This is a genomic window from Mycobacterium sp. 1245801.1 (assembly GCF_001673055.1).
In the GTDB taxonomy this organism is placed as follows: domain Bacteria; phylum Actinomycetota; class Actinomycetes; order Mycobacteriales; family Mycobacteriaceae; genus Mycobacterium; species Mycobacterium europaeum_A.
This window is the reverse complement of the sequence record NZ_LZKY01000371.1, coordinates 24,795-40,165: the sequence shown is the minus strand read 5'-3', so window position 1 is coordinate 40,165 and position 15,371 is coordinate 24,795. Positions and strand designations below refer to the sequence as shown.

General features: G+C 68.2%; 13 protein-coding genes. 8 read left to right on the top strand and 5 right to left on the bottom strand.

The window, feature by feature from the left end; all coding sequences use genetic code 11:
* Positions 1 to 873, bottom strand: an 873-nt coding sequence (coaA, locus tag A5622_RS23695; RefSeq protein WP_066881576.1) for a type I pantothenate kinase, incomplete at its 3' end; no start/stop codon positions are given.
* 116 nt (positions 874 to 989) lie between these two features.
* Here coaA and A5622_RS23690 point away from each other — a divergent pair.
* The 5 genes from A5622_RS23690 (at position 990) to A5622_RS23670 (ending at position 7,493) form a co-directional block, all read left to right on the top strand.
* A complete protein-coding gene (locus tag A5622_RS23690) occupies positions 990 to 2,459 on the top strand; it encodes a glycine hydroxymethyltransferase (protein ID WP_066881569.1) in 1,470 nt (489 codons plus the stop codon).
* Between the two features lie 122 nt (positions 2,460 to 2,581).
* Positions 2,582 to 3,409, top strand: a complete 828-nt coding sequence (locus A5622_RS23685) for an acyl-ACP desaturase (RefSeq protein WP_066869172.1) — start codon at positions 2,582 to 2,584, stop codon at positions 3,407 to 3,409.
* 252 nt (positions 3,410 to 3,661) lie between these two features.
* A complete protein-coding gene (locus tag A5622_RS23680; RefSeq protein WP_066881567.1) occupies positions 3,662 to 4,963 on the top strand; it encodes a PhoH family protein in 1,302 nt (433 codons plus the stop codon).
* A 55-nt stretch (positions 4,964 to 5,018) separates the two neighbouring features.
* A complete protein-coding gene (locus A5622_RS23675) occupies positions 5,019 to 5,894 on the top strand; it encodes a polysaccharide deacetylase family protein (RefSeq protein ID WP_066881565.1) in 876 nt (291 codons plus the stop codon).
* A 135-nt stretch (positions 5,895 to 6,029) separates the two neighbouring features.
* A complete protein-coding gene (locus tag A5622_RS23670) occupies positions 6,030 to 7,493 on the top strand; it encodes an adenylate/guanylate cyclase domain-containing protein (RefSeq protein ID WP_066881574.1) in 1,464 nt (487 codons plus the stop codon).
* Between the two features lie 10 nt (positions 7,494 to 7,503).
* Here the strand turns inward: A5622_RS23670 and A5622_RS23665 are convergent, their stop codons facing one another.
* Genes A5622_RS23665 through glpX form a run of 3 tightly spaced genes read right to left on the bottom strand, consistent with a single transcriptional unit; the run spans position 7,504 to position 11,109 of the window.
* Positions 7,504 to 8,529: a hypothetical protein gene (locus A5622_RS23665; protein ID WP_066869142.1), complete on the bottom strand. Its 1,026-nt coding sequence runs from the start codon at positions 8,527 to 8,529 to the stop codon at positions 7,504 to 7,506.
* 53 nt (positions 8,530 to 8,582) lie between these two features.
* Positions 8,583 to 9,998, bottom strand: a complete 1,416-nt coding sequence (locus A5622_RS23660) for a class II fumarate hydratase (protein WP_066881564.1) — start codon at positions 9,996 to 9,998, stop codon at positions 8,583 to 8,585.
* Between the two features lie 31 nt (positions 9,999 to 10,029).
* The gene (glpX, locus tag A5622_RS23655; protein WP_156753068.1) at positions 10,030 to 11,109 is read right to left on the bottom strand and encodes a class II fructose-bisphosphatase; all 1,080 of its coding nucleotides are present in this window, start codon (positions 11,107 to 11,109) and stop codon (positions 10,030 to 10,032) included.
* Positions 11,110 to 11,164: 55 nt separating this feature from the next.
* Between glpX and A5622_RS23650 the strand changes: the two genes are divergently transcribed.
* From A5622_RS23650 to A5622_RS23640, 3 genes are read left to right on the top strand one after another with little or no spacing between them, the layout of a single operon-like run.
* Positions 11,165 to 11,863 (top strand): DUF4245 domain-containing protein, encoded by a 699-nt coding sequence (locus A5622_RS23650; RefSeq protein ID WP_066881563.1) that lies wholly within the window; start codon positions 11,165 to 11,167, stop codon positions 11,861 to 11,863.
* A 32-nt stretch (positions 11,864 to 11,895) separates the two neighbouring features.
* On the top strand, positions 11,896 to 12,693 hold the full coding sequence (locus A5622_RS23645; protein WP_066881561.1) for a dienelactone hydrolase family protein: 798 nt from the start codon (positions 11,896 to 11,898) through the stop codon (positions 12,691 to 12,693).
* 26 nt (positions 12,694 to 12,719) lie between these two features.
* Positions 12,720 to 14,264 carry a carboxylesterase/lipase family protein gene (locus A5622_RS23640; RefSeq protein ID WP_066881560.1) on the top strand — a complete coding sequence of 515 codons (1,545 nt, stop codon included), beginning with the start codon at positions 12,720 to 12,722 and terminating at the stop codon, positions 14,262 to 14,264.
* On the opposite strand, the gene A5622_RS23635 is transcribed toward A5622_RS23640, so the two are convergent.
* Entirely contained in the window at positions 14,261 to 15,361 is a 1,101-nt protein-coding gene (locus A5622_RS23635) for an NAD-dependent epimerase/dehydratase family protein (protein ID WP_066881559.1), read from the bottom strand. The genes A5622_RS23640 and A5622_RS23635 overlap by 4 nt on opposite strands.
* Between the last annotated feature and the right edge of the window lie 10 nt (positions 15,362 to 15,371).

The window sequence follows — 15,371 nt, the reverse complement described above, 5'->3', positions numbered from 1 at the left end:
GCGCGGCCGGGTCGGCAGGATGTTCTCGACGAGGTTGGGGCGGTTGATGGATCGCCAGATCTCGCGGGCCGCGGCCACCGCCTTGGTGTCGTTGAGCGCCGAGTAGTGGTGGAAGTGCGATTCGGGATCGGCGAACGCGGTGCTGCGCATGGCCAGGAACCGCGAGACGTACCACTGCTCGATGTCTTCGATCCGGGCGTCGACGTACACGCCGAAGTCGAACAGGTCCGACACCATCAGCGTCGGACCGGTTTGCAGCACGTTGAGACCCTCGAGGATCAGGATGTCCGGGTGGCGGACCACGTGCTTGGCCCCCGGGATGATGTCGTATTTCAGGTGCGAATACACCGGCGCGCAGGCGTAATCCGAACCGGATTTGACCGAGGTCACGAACCGCATCAGCGCCCGCCGGTTGTAGCTTTCCGGAAATCCCTTGCGGTGCATCAGGTTTCGCCGCTCCAGCTCGGCATTCGGGTACAGGAAGCCGTCGGTGGTGACCAGGTCCACCCGCGGGTGGTGGTCCCAGCGCGCCAACAGCGCCTGCAGCACACGGGCGGTCGTGGACTTGCCGACCGCCACGCTGCCGGCCACCCCGATGATGAACGGCACCGGCCGGTCGGGGTTTTGCTGCGGTTCGCCGAGGAATTCGGCGGTGGCGGCGAACAATCGCTGCCGCGCCGCGACCTGCAGGTGAATGAGCCGGGCCAGCGGCAGGTAGACCTCTTCGACTTCGAGCAAGTCGATCTGCTCACCCAGACCGCGCAGGCCGACCAACTCCTCCTCGGTGAGGGCCAGCGGCGTCGACATACGAAGCGCACGCCATTGCTTTCGGTCGAACTCCACATAAGGGCTCGGCTCGCTAAGCCGCGGCATAGTGCAAGTGTTACAGCAGCGCCGAAAAGCCCGACGGCTGGGCTGGCGAAAACTCGACGCCGGATAGCGCCGAGCGCCCTCGCTGTGGGGTTAATCGGCCGACTAGTCTCGTTCTCATGTCAGCCGACTTGACCCGCACCGCCACCTCGACCACGTCGCCGGGCGCCGAATACGCCGACACCGCGAGCGCTGCCTACCGCGCCGCACTGCAGGTGGTCGAGTCCGTCGAACCGCGCATCGCCGCGGCGACGCGCAAAGAGCTCGACGACCAACGTGCTTCGCTCAAGCTGATCGCCAGCGAGAACTACGCATCGCCCGCGGTGTTGCTGACCATGGGCACCTGGCTGTCGGACAAGTACGCTGAGGGCACCATCGGACACCGCTTCTACGCGGGCTGTCAGAACGTCGACACCGTGGAAAGCGTCGCCGCCGAGCACGCTCGTGAGCTGTTCGGGTCGCCGCACGCCTACGTGCAGCCGCACTCGGGCATCGACGCCAACCTCGTTGCGTACTGGGCGATCTTGGCCACCCGGATCGAGGCGCCGGGCCTGGCCGATGCCGGCGTCAAGCACGTCAACGACTTGTCCGAGGCGGAATGGGAGAGACTGCGCAACAAGTTGGGCAACCAGCGCCTGTTGGGCATGTCGCTGGATGCCGGCGGCCACCTCACCCACGGCTTCCGGCCCAACATCTCCGGCAAGATGTTCCACCAGCGCAGCTACGGCACCGACCCCGACACCGGGTTCGTCGACTACGACGCCGTTGCGGCCGCCGCGCGCGAGTTCAAGCCGCTGATCATCGTGGCCGGCTACTCCGCTTACCCGCGCCGCATCAGTTTCGCGACGATGCGTGAGATCGCCGACGAGGTCGGCGCCACCCTGATGGTGGACATGGCGCATTTCGCCGGCCTGGTGGCGGGCAAGGTGTTCACCGGCGACGAGGATCCGGTGCCCCACGCCCATGTCACGACCACGACGACGCACAAGTCGCTGCGCGGTCCCCGCGGCGGCCTCATCCTGTGCCAACCCGAGTACGCCGACGCTGTCGACAAGGGCTGCCCGATGGTGCTCGGCGGGCCACTGTCGCACGTGATGGCGGCCAAGGCCGTCGCGCTCGCCGAGGCGCGGCAGCCGGCCTTCCAGGCCTATGCCCAGCGGATCGCAGACAACGCCCAAGCTCTGGCCGACGGCTTCCTCAAGCGCGATGCCCACCTGGTCACCGGGGGCACCGACAACCACCTCGTGCTGCTCGACGTCACATCGTTCGGCCTTACGGGACGTCAAGCCGAGTCGGCCTTGTTGGACGCCGGCGTCGTCACCAACCGCAACGCCATCCCCACCGACCCCAACGGCGCCTGGTACACCAGTGGCATCCGGCTCGGCAGCCCGGCGCTGACCACCCGCGGCTTCGGTCCGGCCGACTTCGACCGGGTGGCCGAACTGATCGTCGATGTTCTGGCCAACACGAAGCCGGAAGGTACCTCCAAGGCCAAGTACTCGCTGGCCGATGGCACCGCCGAACGGGTCAGCGCGGCCGCGGCCGAACTGTTGGACGCCAACCCGCTCTACCCGGGCCTCGCGCTCTAGGCTTCGCCGTAGGAGGGGCTCTAGAGTGCCCGGCGGGACGGGCCTGAGGACCTAAGTCACCGGTTGGCGCGACACGACCCGGCCGATTTCATGAACCTGTGTACGCGGGTTACAGTTATCTCATGGCCGAAAGACCTGTCGCTAACGCGCTGACCCTGGAACTCGAGCCGGTCGTCGAAGCGAACATCGACCGCCACCTGTCCACCGAAGAACTCTGGTTCGCGCACGACTACGTGCCGTTCGAACGGGGCGAGAACTTCGCCTTCCTCGGTGGGCGCGACTGGGACCCGTCGTCGATGACGTTGCCGCGGCCGTTGACCGACGCCTGCGAGATCATGTTGCTGCTCAAGGACAACCTGGCCGCGCACCACCGCGAGCTGGTCGAGCACTTCATCCTCGAGGACTACTGGGGCCGCTGGCTGGGCCGGTGGACCGCCGAGGAGCACCTGCACGCCATCGCGTTGCGCGAGTACCTGGTGGTGACCCGCGAGGTCGACCCGACCGCCAACGAAGAGGCCCGCGTCCAGTACGTCATGAAGGGCTACCGCGCCGACACCTACTCGCAGGTGGAGATCCTGGTGCACATGGCGTTCGTCGAACGCACCCACGCCGTGTTCTGCGAGAACCTGGCCGCGCAACTCGAGGAGCCCATCCTGGCCGGCCTGGTCGACCGGATCGCCCGCGACGAGCGCCGGCACGAACTGTTCTTCTCCAACCTCGTCGCGCACTGCCTCGAGTACACCCGCGACGAGACCATCGCGGCGATCGCCGCCCGCGCGGCCGACCTTCAGGTGCCCGGCGCCGACATCGACGCATATGCGGACAAGGTGCGAAACGTCGACGAGGCAGGCATTTTCGGTCCGGAGCAGCTGCGCCAGGCGATCTCCGACCGCATCGCCGCATGGGGAGTCGCGGACGAGCCCCAGCTGCGGCAATTCGTCGTCGGCTAGGCCGGCCCGCACCCACCTCACCACATCGACCACCCACTGGGAGTGGTCGCGCTCCGCAACGTCGGCGCGCCTGCACAGCGGGCGGACGACCACGGGAGTAGCGTCGTTCTCGATGGTCAGCGTCAAGCTCTGCTGCCAGGGCGGCACCTCCCGTCACCACAACGGAAGGACCGGCCCCGGTCCTGGTGCTGCGGTTCCCGTCGACATGCCTGTGCGGGTCCGCGCGGGCTCATCCCGCTCGAGGAGCGCTACGTGACCGAAATCCGGACCTACGTGATCGACACTTCCGTGCTGCTGTCCGACCCCTGGGCGTGCAGCCGGTTCGCCGAACACGAGGTGGTTGTTCCGCTGGTGGTGATCAGCGAGCTGGAGGCCAAACGCCACCACCACGAGCTGGGCTGGTTCGCGCGCCAGGCGTTGCGGCTGTTCGACGACCTCCGGCTGGAACACGGTCGCCTAGATCAGCCCATTCCCATTGGGACACAAGGCGGTACGCTGCACGTCGAGCTCAACCACACCGACCCGACGGTGCTGCCCAGCGGCTTCCGCAATGACAGCAACGATTCCCGGATCCTCAGCTGCGCCGCGAACCTGGCCGCCGAGGGCAAGCGAGTCACGTTGGTCAGCAAGGACATTCCGCTTCGGGTCAAGGCCGCCGCGGTGGGCCTGGCCGCCGACGAGTACCACGCCCAAGACGTGGTGGCCTCCGGCTGGTCGGGCATGCGCGAGATCGAGACGGCCACCGAGGACATCGACGCGCTGTTCACCGACGGCGAGATCGATCTGGCCGAAGCGCGAGACCTGCCCTGCCACACCGGCGTTCGGCTGCTCGGCGGCAGCTCGCATGCACTGGGCCGGGTCAACGCCGACAAACGCGTCCAGCTGGTTCGCGGCGACCGGGAGGTGTTCGGGCTGCGCGGGCGCTCGGCCGAACAGCGCGTGGCGCTCGACCTGCTGCTCGACGAGTCGGTGGGCATCGTGTCGCTGGGCGGCAAGGCCGGCACCGGCAAGTCGGCGCTCGCGCTGTGCGCCGGTCTGGAGGCGGTGCTCGAGCGCCGGACCCAGCGCAAGGTGGTGGTGTTCCGGCCGCTGTATGCCGTCGGGGGTCAGGAGCTGGGCTATCTGCCGGGCAGCGAGAGCGAGAAGATGGGCCCGTGGGCGCAGGCCGTCTTCGACACCCTCGAGGGGCTGGCCAGCCCGGCGGTGCTCGAGGAGGTGCTGTCGCGCGGCATGCTCGAGGTGCTGCCGCTGACCCACATCCGCGGCCGCTCGCTGCACGACTCCTTCGTCATCGTCGACGAGGCCCAATCGCTGGAGCGCAACGTCCTGCTGACGGTGCTGTCGCGGCTGGGCACCGGATCGCGGGTGGTGCTCACCCACGACATCGCCCAGCGCGACAACCTGCGGGTGGGCCGCCATGACGGGGTCGCCGCGGTGATCGAGAAGCTCAAGGGCCATCCGCTGTTCGCCCACATCACGTTGTTGCGCAGTGAGCGATCGCCGATCGCCGCCCTGGTCACCGAGATGCTCGAGGAGATCGCGGGCCCGCAGTGAGCGCCTGACCAGCGCGCTCGATCCGGGGCGGGCCCGCCTTCGATAAACTTCCACGGTGGTGAAACGACCCGACACCCTCACCTGGCGCTACTGGCGCACGGTGGTCGGCGTGGCGGCCGCGGTCGCGGTGCTGGTGATCGGGGGGCTCACGGGTCACGTGACCCGCGCCGACGACCTCAGCTGCTCGGTCGTCAAATGCGTCGCCCTGACCTTCGACGACGGGCCGGGGCCGTTCGACGAGCGGCTGCTGCAGATCCTCAAGGAGAACGACGCCAAGGCGACGTTCTTTCTGATCGGCAACAAGGTGGCCGCCAACCCGGCCGGCGCCAAGCGCATCGCCGACGCCGGGATGGAGATCGGCAGCCACACCTGGGAACACCCCAACATGACCACGATCCCGCGCGAGGACATCGCCGCCCAGTTCACCAAGGCCAACGACGCGATCACCGCCGCGACCGGGCGCACCCCAAACCTGTATCGCCCCGCGGGCGGGCTGTCCGACCCCGTGGTGCGTCAGACGGCCGGCCAATACGGGCTGGCCGAAATCCTTTGGGATGTCATCCCTTTCGACTGGGCGAACGACTCGAACACGGCCGCGACCCGCTACATGCTGATGACCTACATCAAGCCGGGCTCGGTGGTGTTGCTGCACAGCACCTATTCCAGCACTGTCGATCTGGTGTATCAGTTCATCCCGGTGCTCAGGGCCAACGGGTACCGAATGGTGACGGTCAGCGACCTGCTGGGACCGCGAGCGCCCGGCAGCAGTTATGGCAGCCGTGAAAACGGTCCACCGGTCAACGGTCTGCACGACATCCCGCCCGCCGACATCCCCACGCTGCCCAACACGCCCTCGCCCAAACCGATGCCCAACTTCCCGATCACCGACATCCCTGGGCAGAACTCCGGCGGGCCGAACAACGGTGCCTAGCACACATTTCGGGTCGCCCGCGACTACGTTTGTAGGGTGATCACCGTGGGCTGGCTTCGGGATCGGCTTCCGCGACGATGGCGCGGTACGGCGCAGCGGCCGGCCGCCGGAGGGCGAAAGTCCTTTAGGCGATGGCTGTTTCAGTACGGGTTCGATCTCAGCCTGTCCTACGCGTTGGCCGTCGTCGAAGCGGCCGCCATCCTGATTCCGTTGCGGGGCCACACTTCCGTGGGCGCCAACGCGGACTTCGCGCGGCAGAACACTGCGCCGGTGATCCTGCTCATCGTGCTGGGCATCGTCAGTGTCGCGGTGGCCGGCGCCGTGAGCCTGGCTCCCACCGTGCGCTGGTTTGTCGCGGGCGCCGAACCCACCCCGCAACAACGCGAAGCCGTGATGAAGCTGGCCGGCCGTCAGTCGGCGATCCTGGTGACGTCCTGGGCGTTGACCGGCGGCATCTTCATCCTGCTGAATCTCGGTGGCGGGCCGCGGCTTCTGCTGCCCATCGGCCTCGGCGTGCTGCTCGGCGGGTCGGCGGCCGCCGGCACCGGGATGCTGCTCGCGCAGCGCACCCTGCGGCCCATCATGCGCGCCGCCACGCTTGGCGCCGAGCCGCGGCTGGCGGTGCCGAGCGTGTACGCCCGGCTGGTTCTGCTGTGGTTCCTGTGCAGCGCGTTCCCCATCGCCGTGATCGCGGCGCTGGTCGTCTTTCGGTCGTACGGATGGCTGATCGAGAAGTCCGCGTCGTTGGACGTGCCGATTCTGGTGGTGTCGTTGGCGGCGCTGGTGCTGGGGCTGCCGACGATGATCTTGACCTCGCGGTCCATCTCGGATCCGGTCGGCGAGGTGGTCGACGCGATGGCCGAGGTCGAGCACGGCCGCATGGAAACCTACGTCGGCGCCTACGAACGTTCCCAAATCGGCCGTCTGCAAACCGGATTCAACCGGATGGTGGCCGGTCTCGCCGAGCGGGACCGGCTGCGTGACCTGTTCGGACGCCATGTCGGGGCCGACGTCGCGCAGCGCGCCCTCAACGAGGGGGCTTCCCTGTCGGGCGACGTGGTCGAAGCGGCGGTGCTCTTCATTGACCTGGTGGGTTCCACCCAGCTCGCCGAAAGCCGCCCCCCGCAGGAGGTCGCCGAGGTGCTCAACGACTTCTTCCGGATCGTGGTGCACGCCGTCGACGAACACCACGGCCTGGTCAACAAGTTCGCCGGCGACGCCGTGCTGGCCGTCTTCGGCGTGCCGTTGCCGACGAACGAACCGGCATCGTCGGCGTTGGCGACCGCGCGTGCGCTGGGGTCTCAACTGCGGCGGCTGCCGGTCGATTTCGGCATCGGCGTCTCCGCGGGGCGGGTGTTCGCCGGCAACATCGGCGCCGAGAACCGGTACGAGTACACCGTGATTGGCGACGCCGTCAACGAGGCCGCGCGATTGGCGGACCTCGCCAAAACCTCCGACCGGCGCATCCTGTGTTCGGCGGGTGCCGTCGCTGCCGCGGGGGAGGCCGAGCGCGCGCAGTGGGCCGAGTGCTATTCGACGGTCCTGCGCGGGCGGTCCGAGGCCACCCACGTCTCGGCGCCGACGGGCTCCGCCGGCTAGCCGACCCGCGTCAGGACTTCGAGACCTTCAGCGCGGCAATGATCTTCCCGATGAGGCCCGCCGAAGCCGCGTCACCGATGGGGGTGCTGCCGATGAAGACGGTCACCGGCTTGGTGTCGACGGCGATGATGGTGACGGAGTCGCCCTTCACGTTGCGGCTGGGGTCGGCGATCGTGACGTCGGCGTCGACGCGGACCGCCTTGGTGCCGTCCACGGTGATCGACGACGACTTCGTCGGTCCGAGCGTGGGCTGGGCGTTGGCGTAGCCGGGGCCGGCGACGATGCATTGCATCAACTTCGTGGCCTGAGCCGTAAGGTCCATGCTGGCAACGAAATTGGTGACGCCGACCTCGGCCGTCATCATCCACTGATTGGCCCCGGGCACGTCCTGGGCGACACCCAGCCCGCCGATCAGGTTCGGGCCCTGGTCGTCGGAGAACACCGTCCACCCGCCCGGCGCCGCGCTGGCCGGGAAGGACAGCTTGCCGGCGGCGATCGAGTCGGTGCGGGGCATCTCGCCGCCCGACACGTTCGGGGTGCAATCCGTCGCGTTCTGGGCGGAGTTCTTGGGCGGGGAGGCCGACGTGCTCGTGGTCGAGGGCGCGGCGGCCGGCTTGTTGTCGTGACCGCCCCGCATCACCAACAGCGTCGCCACCAGCGCGATCACCGCGAGTACGACCAGACCGGCGACGATCAACCACGGCAGCTTGGACCCGGACCCACCCGGCGGTGGCCCCGGGGGGTACGGGCCGCCGGGGCCTCCCGGCGGAAACTGCTGTCCGGGTTGGGGATACGGCTGGTTCGGGTAGGCGGGGCCACCCGGCGGCGCATACGGGTACGGGCCACCCGGCGGGTAGGCGTAGGGACCGCCCTGCGGATAGGGCCCGGGGCCGCCCTGCGGGTAAGGGCCGGGACCACCTTGCGGGTAGGGCCCGGGACCGCCCGCCGGCGGCTGCGCGCCCCAATTCGGGTCCTGCCCATATGGATTGCTTCCGTAGGGCCCCTGGCCGTAGGGGCCACCGGGAGGAGCCGTCATGGAAAACCACCCTTACTCTCGTCGACCACCGCCGTCTCGGATGACGGGGTGGCTCAGTCTTCGGGCTTGACCTTGGCCATAGCCAGCACGTCGAGCCGCCGGTCGAGTTCTTCCTCGGACAGCTTCTCGCCGATCAGGCCCCGATCGATCACCGTCTGGCGAATCGTCTTGCGCTCCTTGAGTGCCTGCTTGGCCACCGCGGCGGCCTCCTCGTATCCGATCGCCGAGTTCAGCGGCGTCACGATCGACGGCGACGACTCGGCCAGCTCGCGCAGGTGCTCCACGTTGGCCGCCAGGCCGACGATGCAACGCTCGGCGAACAGCTTCGACACGTTGGTCAGCAGCTTGAAGGACTCCAGGATGTTGCGGGCCATCATCGGGATGTAGACGTTGAGCTCGAAGGCACCGGACAAGCCGCCGACGGCCACCGCGGCGTCGTTCCCGATCACCTGCGCGGCAACCTGGGTAACCGCTTCCGGCAGAACGGGATTGACCTTGCCAGGCATGATCGAACTGCCCGGCTGCAGGTCGGGCAGCGCAATCTCGGCCAGGCCGGTCAGCGGGCCCGACCCCATCCAGCGGACGTCGTTGGCGATTTTGGTCAGTGACACCGCGATGGTGCGCAGCGCGCCGGACGCCTCGACCAGCCCGTCGCGCGCCGCCTGGGCCTCGAACGAGTTGGCGGCCGTGCGCAATTCGCTCAGGCCGGTGGAGGCGACCAGCGTCTCGACCACCTTGGCGCCGAAGCCGTCGGGGGCGTTCAGGCCGGTACCGACCGCGGTGCCGCCGATGGCCAGCTCACCGAGCCGGGGCAGCGTCGCGCGCACCCGCTCGATGCCCGCCTCGATCTGGCGGGCGTAGCCGCTGAATTCCTGGCCGAGCGTCACCGGGACGGCGTCCATCAGGTGGGTGCGGCCGGACTTGACCACGGTGTGCCACTCGCGGGCCTTGCCGGCCAGCGCGTCATGCAGCACCTCGAGCGCCGGAATCAGATGGCGCACAGCGGCTTCGGTGGCCGCGATGTGGGTGGCGGTGGGGAATGTGTCGTTCGACGACTGCGACATGTTGACGTCGTCGTTGGGGTGCACCGTCACACCGTTGGCGGCGGCGATGCTGGCGATCACCTCGTTGGTGTTCATGTTGGAGCTGGTGCCCGAACCGGTCTGGAACACGTCGATGGGGAACTGGTCGTCGTGCTGCCCGTCGGCGATTTCGCCGGCCGCGGCGATGATCGCGTCGGCCTTCTCCGGCGCCAGCAGCCCCAGGTCCTTGTTGACCTGCGCGCACGCGCCCTTCAGCAAGCCCAGCGCGCGGATCTGGGTGCGCTCCAGGCCGCGGCCCGAGATCGGAAAGTTCTCGACGGCGCGCTGAGTTTGCGCACGCCACAACGCTTTTGCGGGTACGCGGACCTCGCCCATGGTGTCGTGCTCGATGCGGTACTCGGTGTCATCAGAGTCGTTCAAGGCCATAGATGGGTCTTCCTCGTTGTTCGATCGGTGGTCAGGGCAGGGGATAGGCGGCGGAGCTATCGCCGGTGAAGTCGATGGCGGAGTACTCGTTGAGCTTCGAAAGCCGGTGGTAGGCCTCGATCATCCGGACGGTGCCCGACTTCGACCGCATGACGATCGACTGGGTGGTGCACCCGCCGGGGTAGTACTGGACGCCCTTGAGCAGGTCACCGCTGGTGACCCCGGTGGCGCAGAAGAACACGTTCTCACCGGACACCAGGTCCTCGGTCGTCAGCACCTGGTCGAGGTCGTAGCCGGCGTCGATGGCCTTCTGGCGTTCCTCGTCGTCGGTGGGAGCCAGCTGCGCCTGGATCGCGCCGCCCATGCACCGGATGGCGGCGGCGGCGATGATGCCTTCCGGCGTGCCGCCGATCCCGGCCAGCATGTCGGTGCCCGAATGGGGCCGGCAGGCCGAGATCGCGCCGGCCACGTCACCGTCGGTGATCAGCCGGATGCGGGCTCCGGTCGCCCGGACCTCGTGGATCAGCTGGGCGTGCCGCGGCCGGTCCAGGATGCACACGGTCATGTCGCGCACCGACAGCGCCTTGACCTTGGCGACGGCCTTGATGTTCTCGGCGATCGGCGCGGTGATGTCGAGCACGTGCGCGGCCTCGGGCCCGACGGCGATCTTGTTCATGTAGAACACCGCCGACGGGTCGAACATCGCGCCGCGGTCGGCCACCGCCAACACGGAGATGGCGTTGGGCATGCCCTTACTCATCAGGGTGGTGCCGTCGATCGGGTCGACGGCGAAGTCGCACTCCGCGCCGTCGCCGTTGCCGACCTCCTCGCCGTTGTAGAGCATCGGCGCGTGGTCCTTTTCGCCCTCGCCGATGACGACGACGCCGCGCATCGACACGGTGTTGACCAGCTCACGCATCGCGTCGACGGCTGCCCCGTCACCGCCCTCTTTGTCGCCGCGGCCGACCCAGCGACCTGCGGCCATGGCCCCGGCCTCGGTGACGCGTACCAGTTCCAGAGCCAGGTTGCGGTCTGGGGCCTCACCGCGCGGTCTGCCCTGCGCGGGGGCCCCGGCGGCGGCGGCGGTCGAGTGGTCGCCCTCAACTGTCATGGTTGCCAATTGTCCCAGAAGCGGATCGGTCCGCTGGAACTGGGATACTTGGGGGATGACGGAGGAGCCGCCGCTGAATTCCCAGCGTGATGGGAGCGCCTCCGGCGCGCCGTCTCCGCCAGCGGGCCCCGCTCCCAGGCCGGCCAAACCCCGGCTGTTGCAGGACGGCCGGGACATGTTCTGGTCCCTGATACCGCTGGTCATCGGGTGCATCGTGCTGGCCGGCATGCTCGGTATGTGCTCGGTCCAGTTCGGCCACCACCAGGGCCCCGTCCCGTCCTACGACGCCGGTGCGGCCCTGCGCGCGGACGCCTCCGCGCTCGGCTTTCCCATCCGCCAGCCGCAGCTGCCCACCGGCTGGCAGGCCAACTCCGGCCACCGCGGCGGCATCCCGGGCGGCCGGACCGACCCCGCGAGCGGTCAACGGCTGAACGCGCCCGTTTCGGAGGTCGGGTACATCACCCCGACCGGGCTATACCTGAGCCTGACCCAGAGCAATGCCGACGAGGACAAGCTGGTCAATTCGATTCACCAGTCGGCCTACCCGACGGGGACCGTGGACGTCGGCGGCACCGGTTGGGTGGTCTATCAGGGCACCGGTCAGAACGGCGCAGACGCCGAGCCGATATGGACGACCCGGCTCAGCGACCCGGGCGGCGCCACCCAAATTGCGATAACCGGCGCCGGAAACACCGATCAGTTCCGTACGCTGGCGTCGGCGACGCAATCGCAACCGCCTTTGCCAAGCCGCTAATCCGCCAGCGCAAGCAGAGGGATCGCATCAACGTGACTGCACCAGAGGCTGATCTGTCCGGATGGTCGGCGGCACCGTTTAGCGCCGGCGGATACACCCATGACGTCTATCGCAAGGGCACCGGCCCCGGGGTGGTGTTGATTCCGGAAATCCCCGGGATCCATCCCGGAGTGCTCGCCCTGGGTAATCACCTGGTGGACAACGGGTTCACCGTCGCGATGCCGTCGTTGTTCGGCCAGCCGGGCAAGGCCAAAACGCCAGGTTACCTCCTTGGCGCCATCGGACGTGCTTGTGTGGCAAGGGAATTCGCGGCGCTCGCGCTGAACAAGCAGCGACCGGTGGCGTCGTTCCTGCGTGCGCTGGCTCGTGACCTCAACGCATCGACGCCGGGCAAGGGCGTCGGGGTGATCGGCCAGTGCTTCACCGGCGGCTTCGCGCTGGCCGCCGCGGTCGACGACAGCGTGCTGGCGCCGGTGCTGTCGCAGCCGTCGGTCCCGTTCCCGCTCGGAGCGGCGCGGCGCCGCGACCCCGGCTTGAGCGAATCCGAGCTGGCCACCGTAGCCGACCGGTGCGCCAACGACGGCCTGTGCGCCATGGGATTGCGGTTCAGCGAGGACAAGATGGCGCCCGGTGAGCGGTTCGCGACGCTCAAGCAGCGCCTCGGCGACGCCTTCGAGGTGATCGACATCGATTCGGGCCCCACCAATCAGCACGGCTTCGGCAAGATGGCGCACTCGGTGCTCACCGATGAAGTCCGCGAGCTCGACGGCCACCCCGCCTACGAGGCCCGTAAGCGAGTTGTCGAGTTCCTCACGCAACGCCTTTTCTAGGTTCATTCAGGAGATTTCGCACGCGCATGGCTAACGACGACCTGGTGGTCGAAACCGGCTACGGCCCGGTCCGGGGCATCGAAGAAAACGGCGTCAAGGCGTGGAAGGGCGTTCGGTACGCGGCGGCGCCGGTGGGCGACTTGCGTTTCCGCGCGCCGCAGCCGCCCGCGCGCAGTACCGAGGTCGCGGACGCCACCGCGTTCGGGCCGGCCTGCCCGCAACCGGTGTTTCCCAACATGCCACTGGATCTGGGCGCCCCGCAGGGCGAGGACTGCTTGCGGCTCAACGTCTGGGCATCGTCTGACACCCAGCCAGGTGACGCCAAACCGGTGATGGTCTGGCTGCACGGCGGCGCCTACGTCCTGGGGTCGAGCAGCCAGACGCTGTACGACGGCCGCAGGCTGGTCAGCCACGGCGACGTCGTCGTGGTGACCGTGAACTACCGGGTCGGGGTGCTCGGCTTTCTCGACCTGTCGTCGTTCGATTCCGGTGGGCGCCATTTCGAGTCGAACGTCGGGCTGCGCGACGCGCTGGCGGCGCTGGAATGGGTGCGAAACAACATTGCCGCCTTCGGCGGTGATCCGCGGCGGGTCACGCTGTTCGGCGAGTCCGCCGGGGCCGGGATGGTCACCACGCTGCTGGCCAGCCCGGCGGCCGAGGGTCTGTTCGCCCGGGCGATCGCGCAAAGCTCGCCGGCCACTTCGGTGTACGACCGCGAACGAGCCGGCCGGGTGGCCCGGGCGTTCCTCGACCGGCTGGGACTCGCCCCGGCGGAATCCCGCCGGCTGATCGACATCCCGATCGCGGCCATCCTGACCGCGACGCAACAGGTGTTCGACGAAGTGCCGGTGCGCAACCCGGGAACGCTGGCGTTCGTCCCGATCGTCGACGGCGAGGTGGTCAGCGACTATCCGGTCAAGCTGGCGCAGGAGGGCCGCTCACATCCGGTCCCGTTGATCATCGGCACCAACAAGCACGAGGCGGCGCTCTTCCGGTTGATGCGCTCACCGCTGATGCCCATCACGCCGAGCGCGATCACGTCGATGTTCAACCAGATCGCCGCCGAACAACCCGATCTGCAGTTGCCCACCGAGCAGGAGATCGGTTCGGCATATTCGCGAATGCGGCGCAGGGCAAGGAGTTTGAGCATCGCGACTGACGTCGGTTTCCGGATGCCGTCGGTGTGGCTCGCCGAGGGGCACGCCCGCGTGGCACCGGTGTATCTATACCGGTTCGATTACGCCACCCCGTTGTTGAAGCTGCTGATGGTCGGCGCCGCTCATGCTACCGAATTGCCGTTCGTGTGGGGCAATCTCGGCGCGCCCAAGGATCCCACGCTGAAGCTGGGCGGCACCAGGGCCGCCAAGGCGGTGTCCAAGCGGGTGCGGACCCGCTGGATCAACTTCGCCGCGCACGCCACGCCCACGGGCCCCGCCGGCGACCCGGAGTGGCCGTCGTATGCCGAGAGTGACCGTGCGTGTCTGATCATCGGCCGCCGCGACGCCGTCGCTTACGACGTGGACGCCGACATCCGCGCGGCCTGGGGTAGCGACATGGTGAGCTTCCGCTAGGCGGATGCCTTGCCCGCCAACGCTTGCCGTTTCATCTGGTCGAACATCTCGACGTAGTACGAAAGGCATTCCGACAGCGCCTGCTCGGTGTTGAACAGGGGCTGGTAACCGAGGTCGCGCGACGCCTTGGCGATCGAAAAGAAGTTGTCCAGATACAGCCGCTCGACGGCGAGCGGCTCGAGCAGCGGCGCCGGTATCCCGAATCGGAAATGCAGCCGCTGCCACCCCGTCATCGCCGCGCGCACGATGGGCCCGTTCACCCGGACCCGCGGCCACTTCTCTCCGCACGCCTCGACCACCGGCCTGGCGAACTCGAACATGTTGATGGGCTCGGCGTCGTTGATGAAGTACGCCTGGCCGGGCGCGGTGCCGCCGGGCGTCAGGTGTTCGGCGGCCAGGATGAAACCGTGAATCAGGTTGTGCACGTAGGAGTTGTCCAACCGGGCCGATTTGCGGCCGATCAGCACCTTGACGTGGCCGGCGATCACGCTTTCGAACAGCTTGCGGAACATCGTCTGGTCACCCCGGCCCCAGATGCCGCTGGGGCGAATCGCACAGGTCAACAGTCCGTCAACACCGTTCTGCCCCAACACGAATCGCTCGGCGATCACCTTGGTCTCGGTGTAGAGGTCATTGAACCGGTGGGTGTAGGGCAGCGTCTCGTCGCCGCCTGCGATGTTCTGACCGCCCATGACGACGCTGTTGGACGAGGTGTAGACGAAGCGCTGCACCCCGGCGGCCTGCCCGGCGCGGACCAGGTTCTCGGTGCCGCCGACGTTGACCCCGAAGCTGCGCTGCCGGTACTCGTCGGTCACCGATGCACCGCCCATCAGGTCGATGATCGCCGCGGTGTGGAAGACGGTGTCGATGCCGTCGACCGCCTGGGCGCACACGGCCGTGTCGGTGATGTCACCCTGCAGTACCTCCAGCTGCGGATGCGCCGGCAGCGGCGAGGGCGCACGGTCGAAGGAACGCACGAAATGCCCGCGGTCGAGCAAGGTGGACACCAGGTTGGCGCCGACGAATCCGGAGCCCCCGGTGACCAGGACACGGCCGAGTTCGGCCGTCAGCGATGGATCACCCATGGCCCAAAGCATAACTGAAACG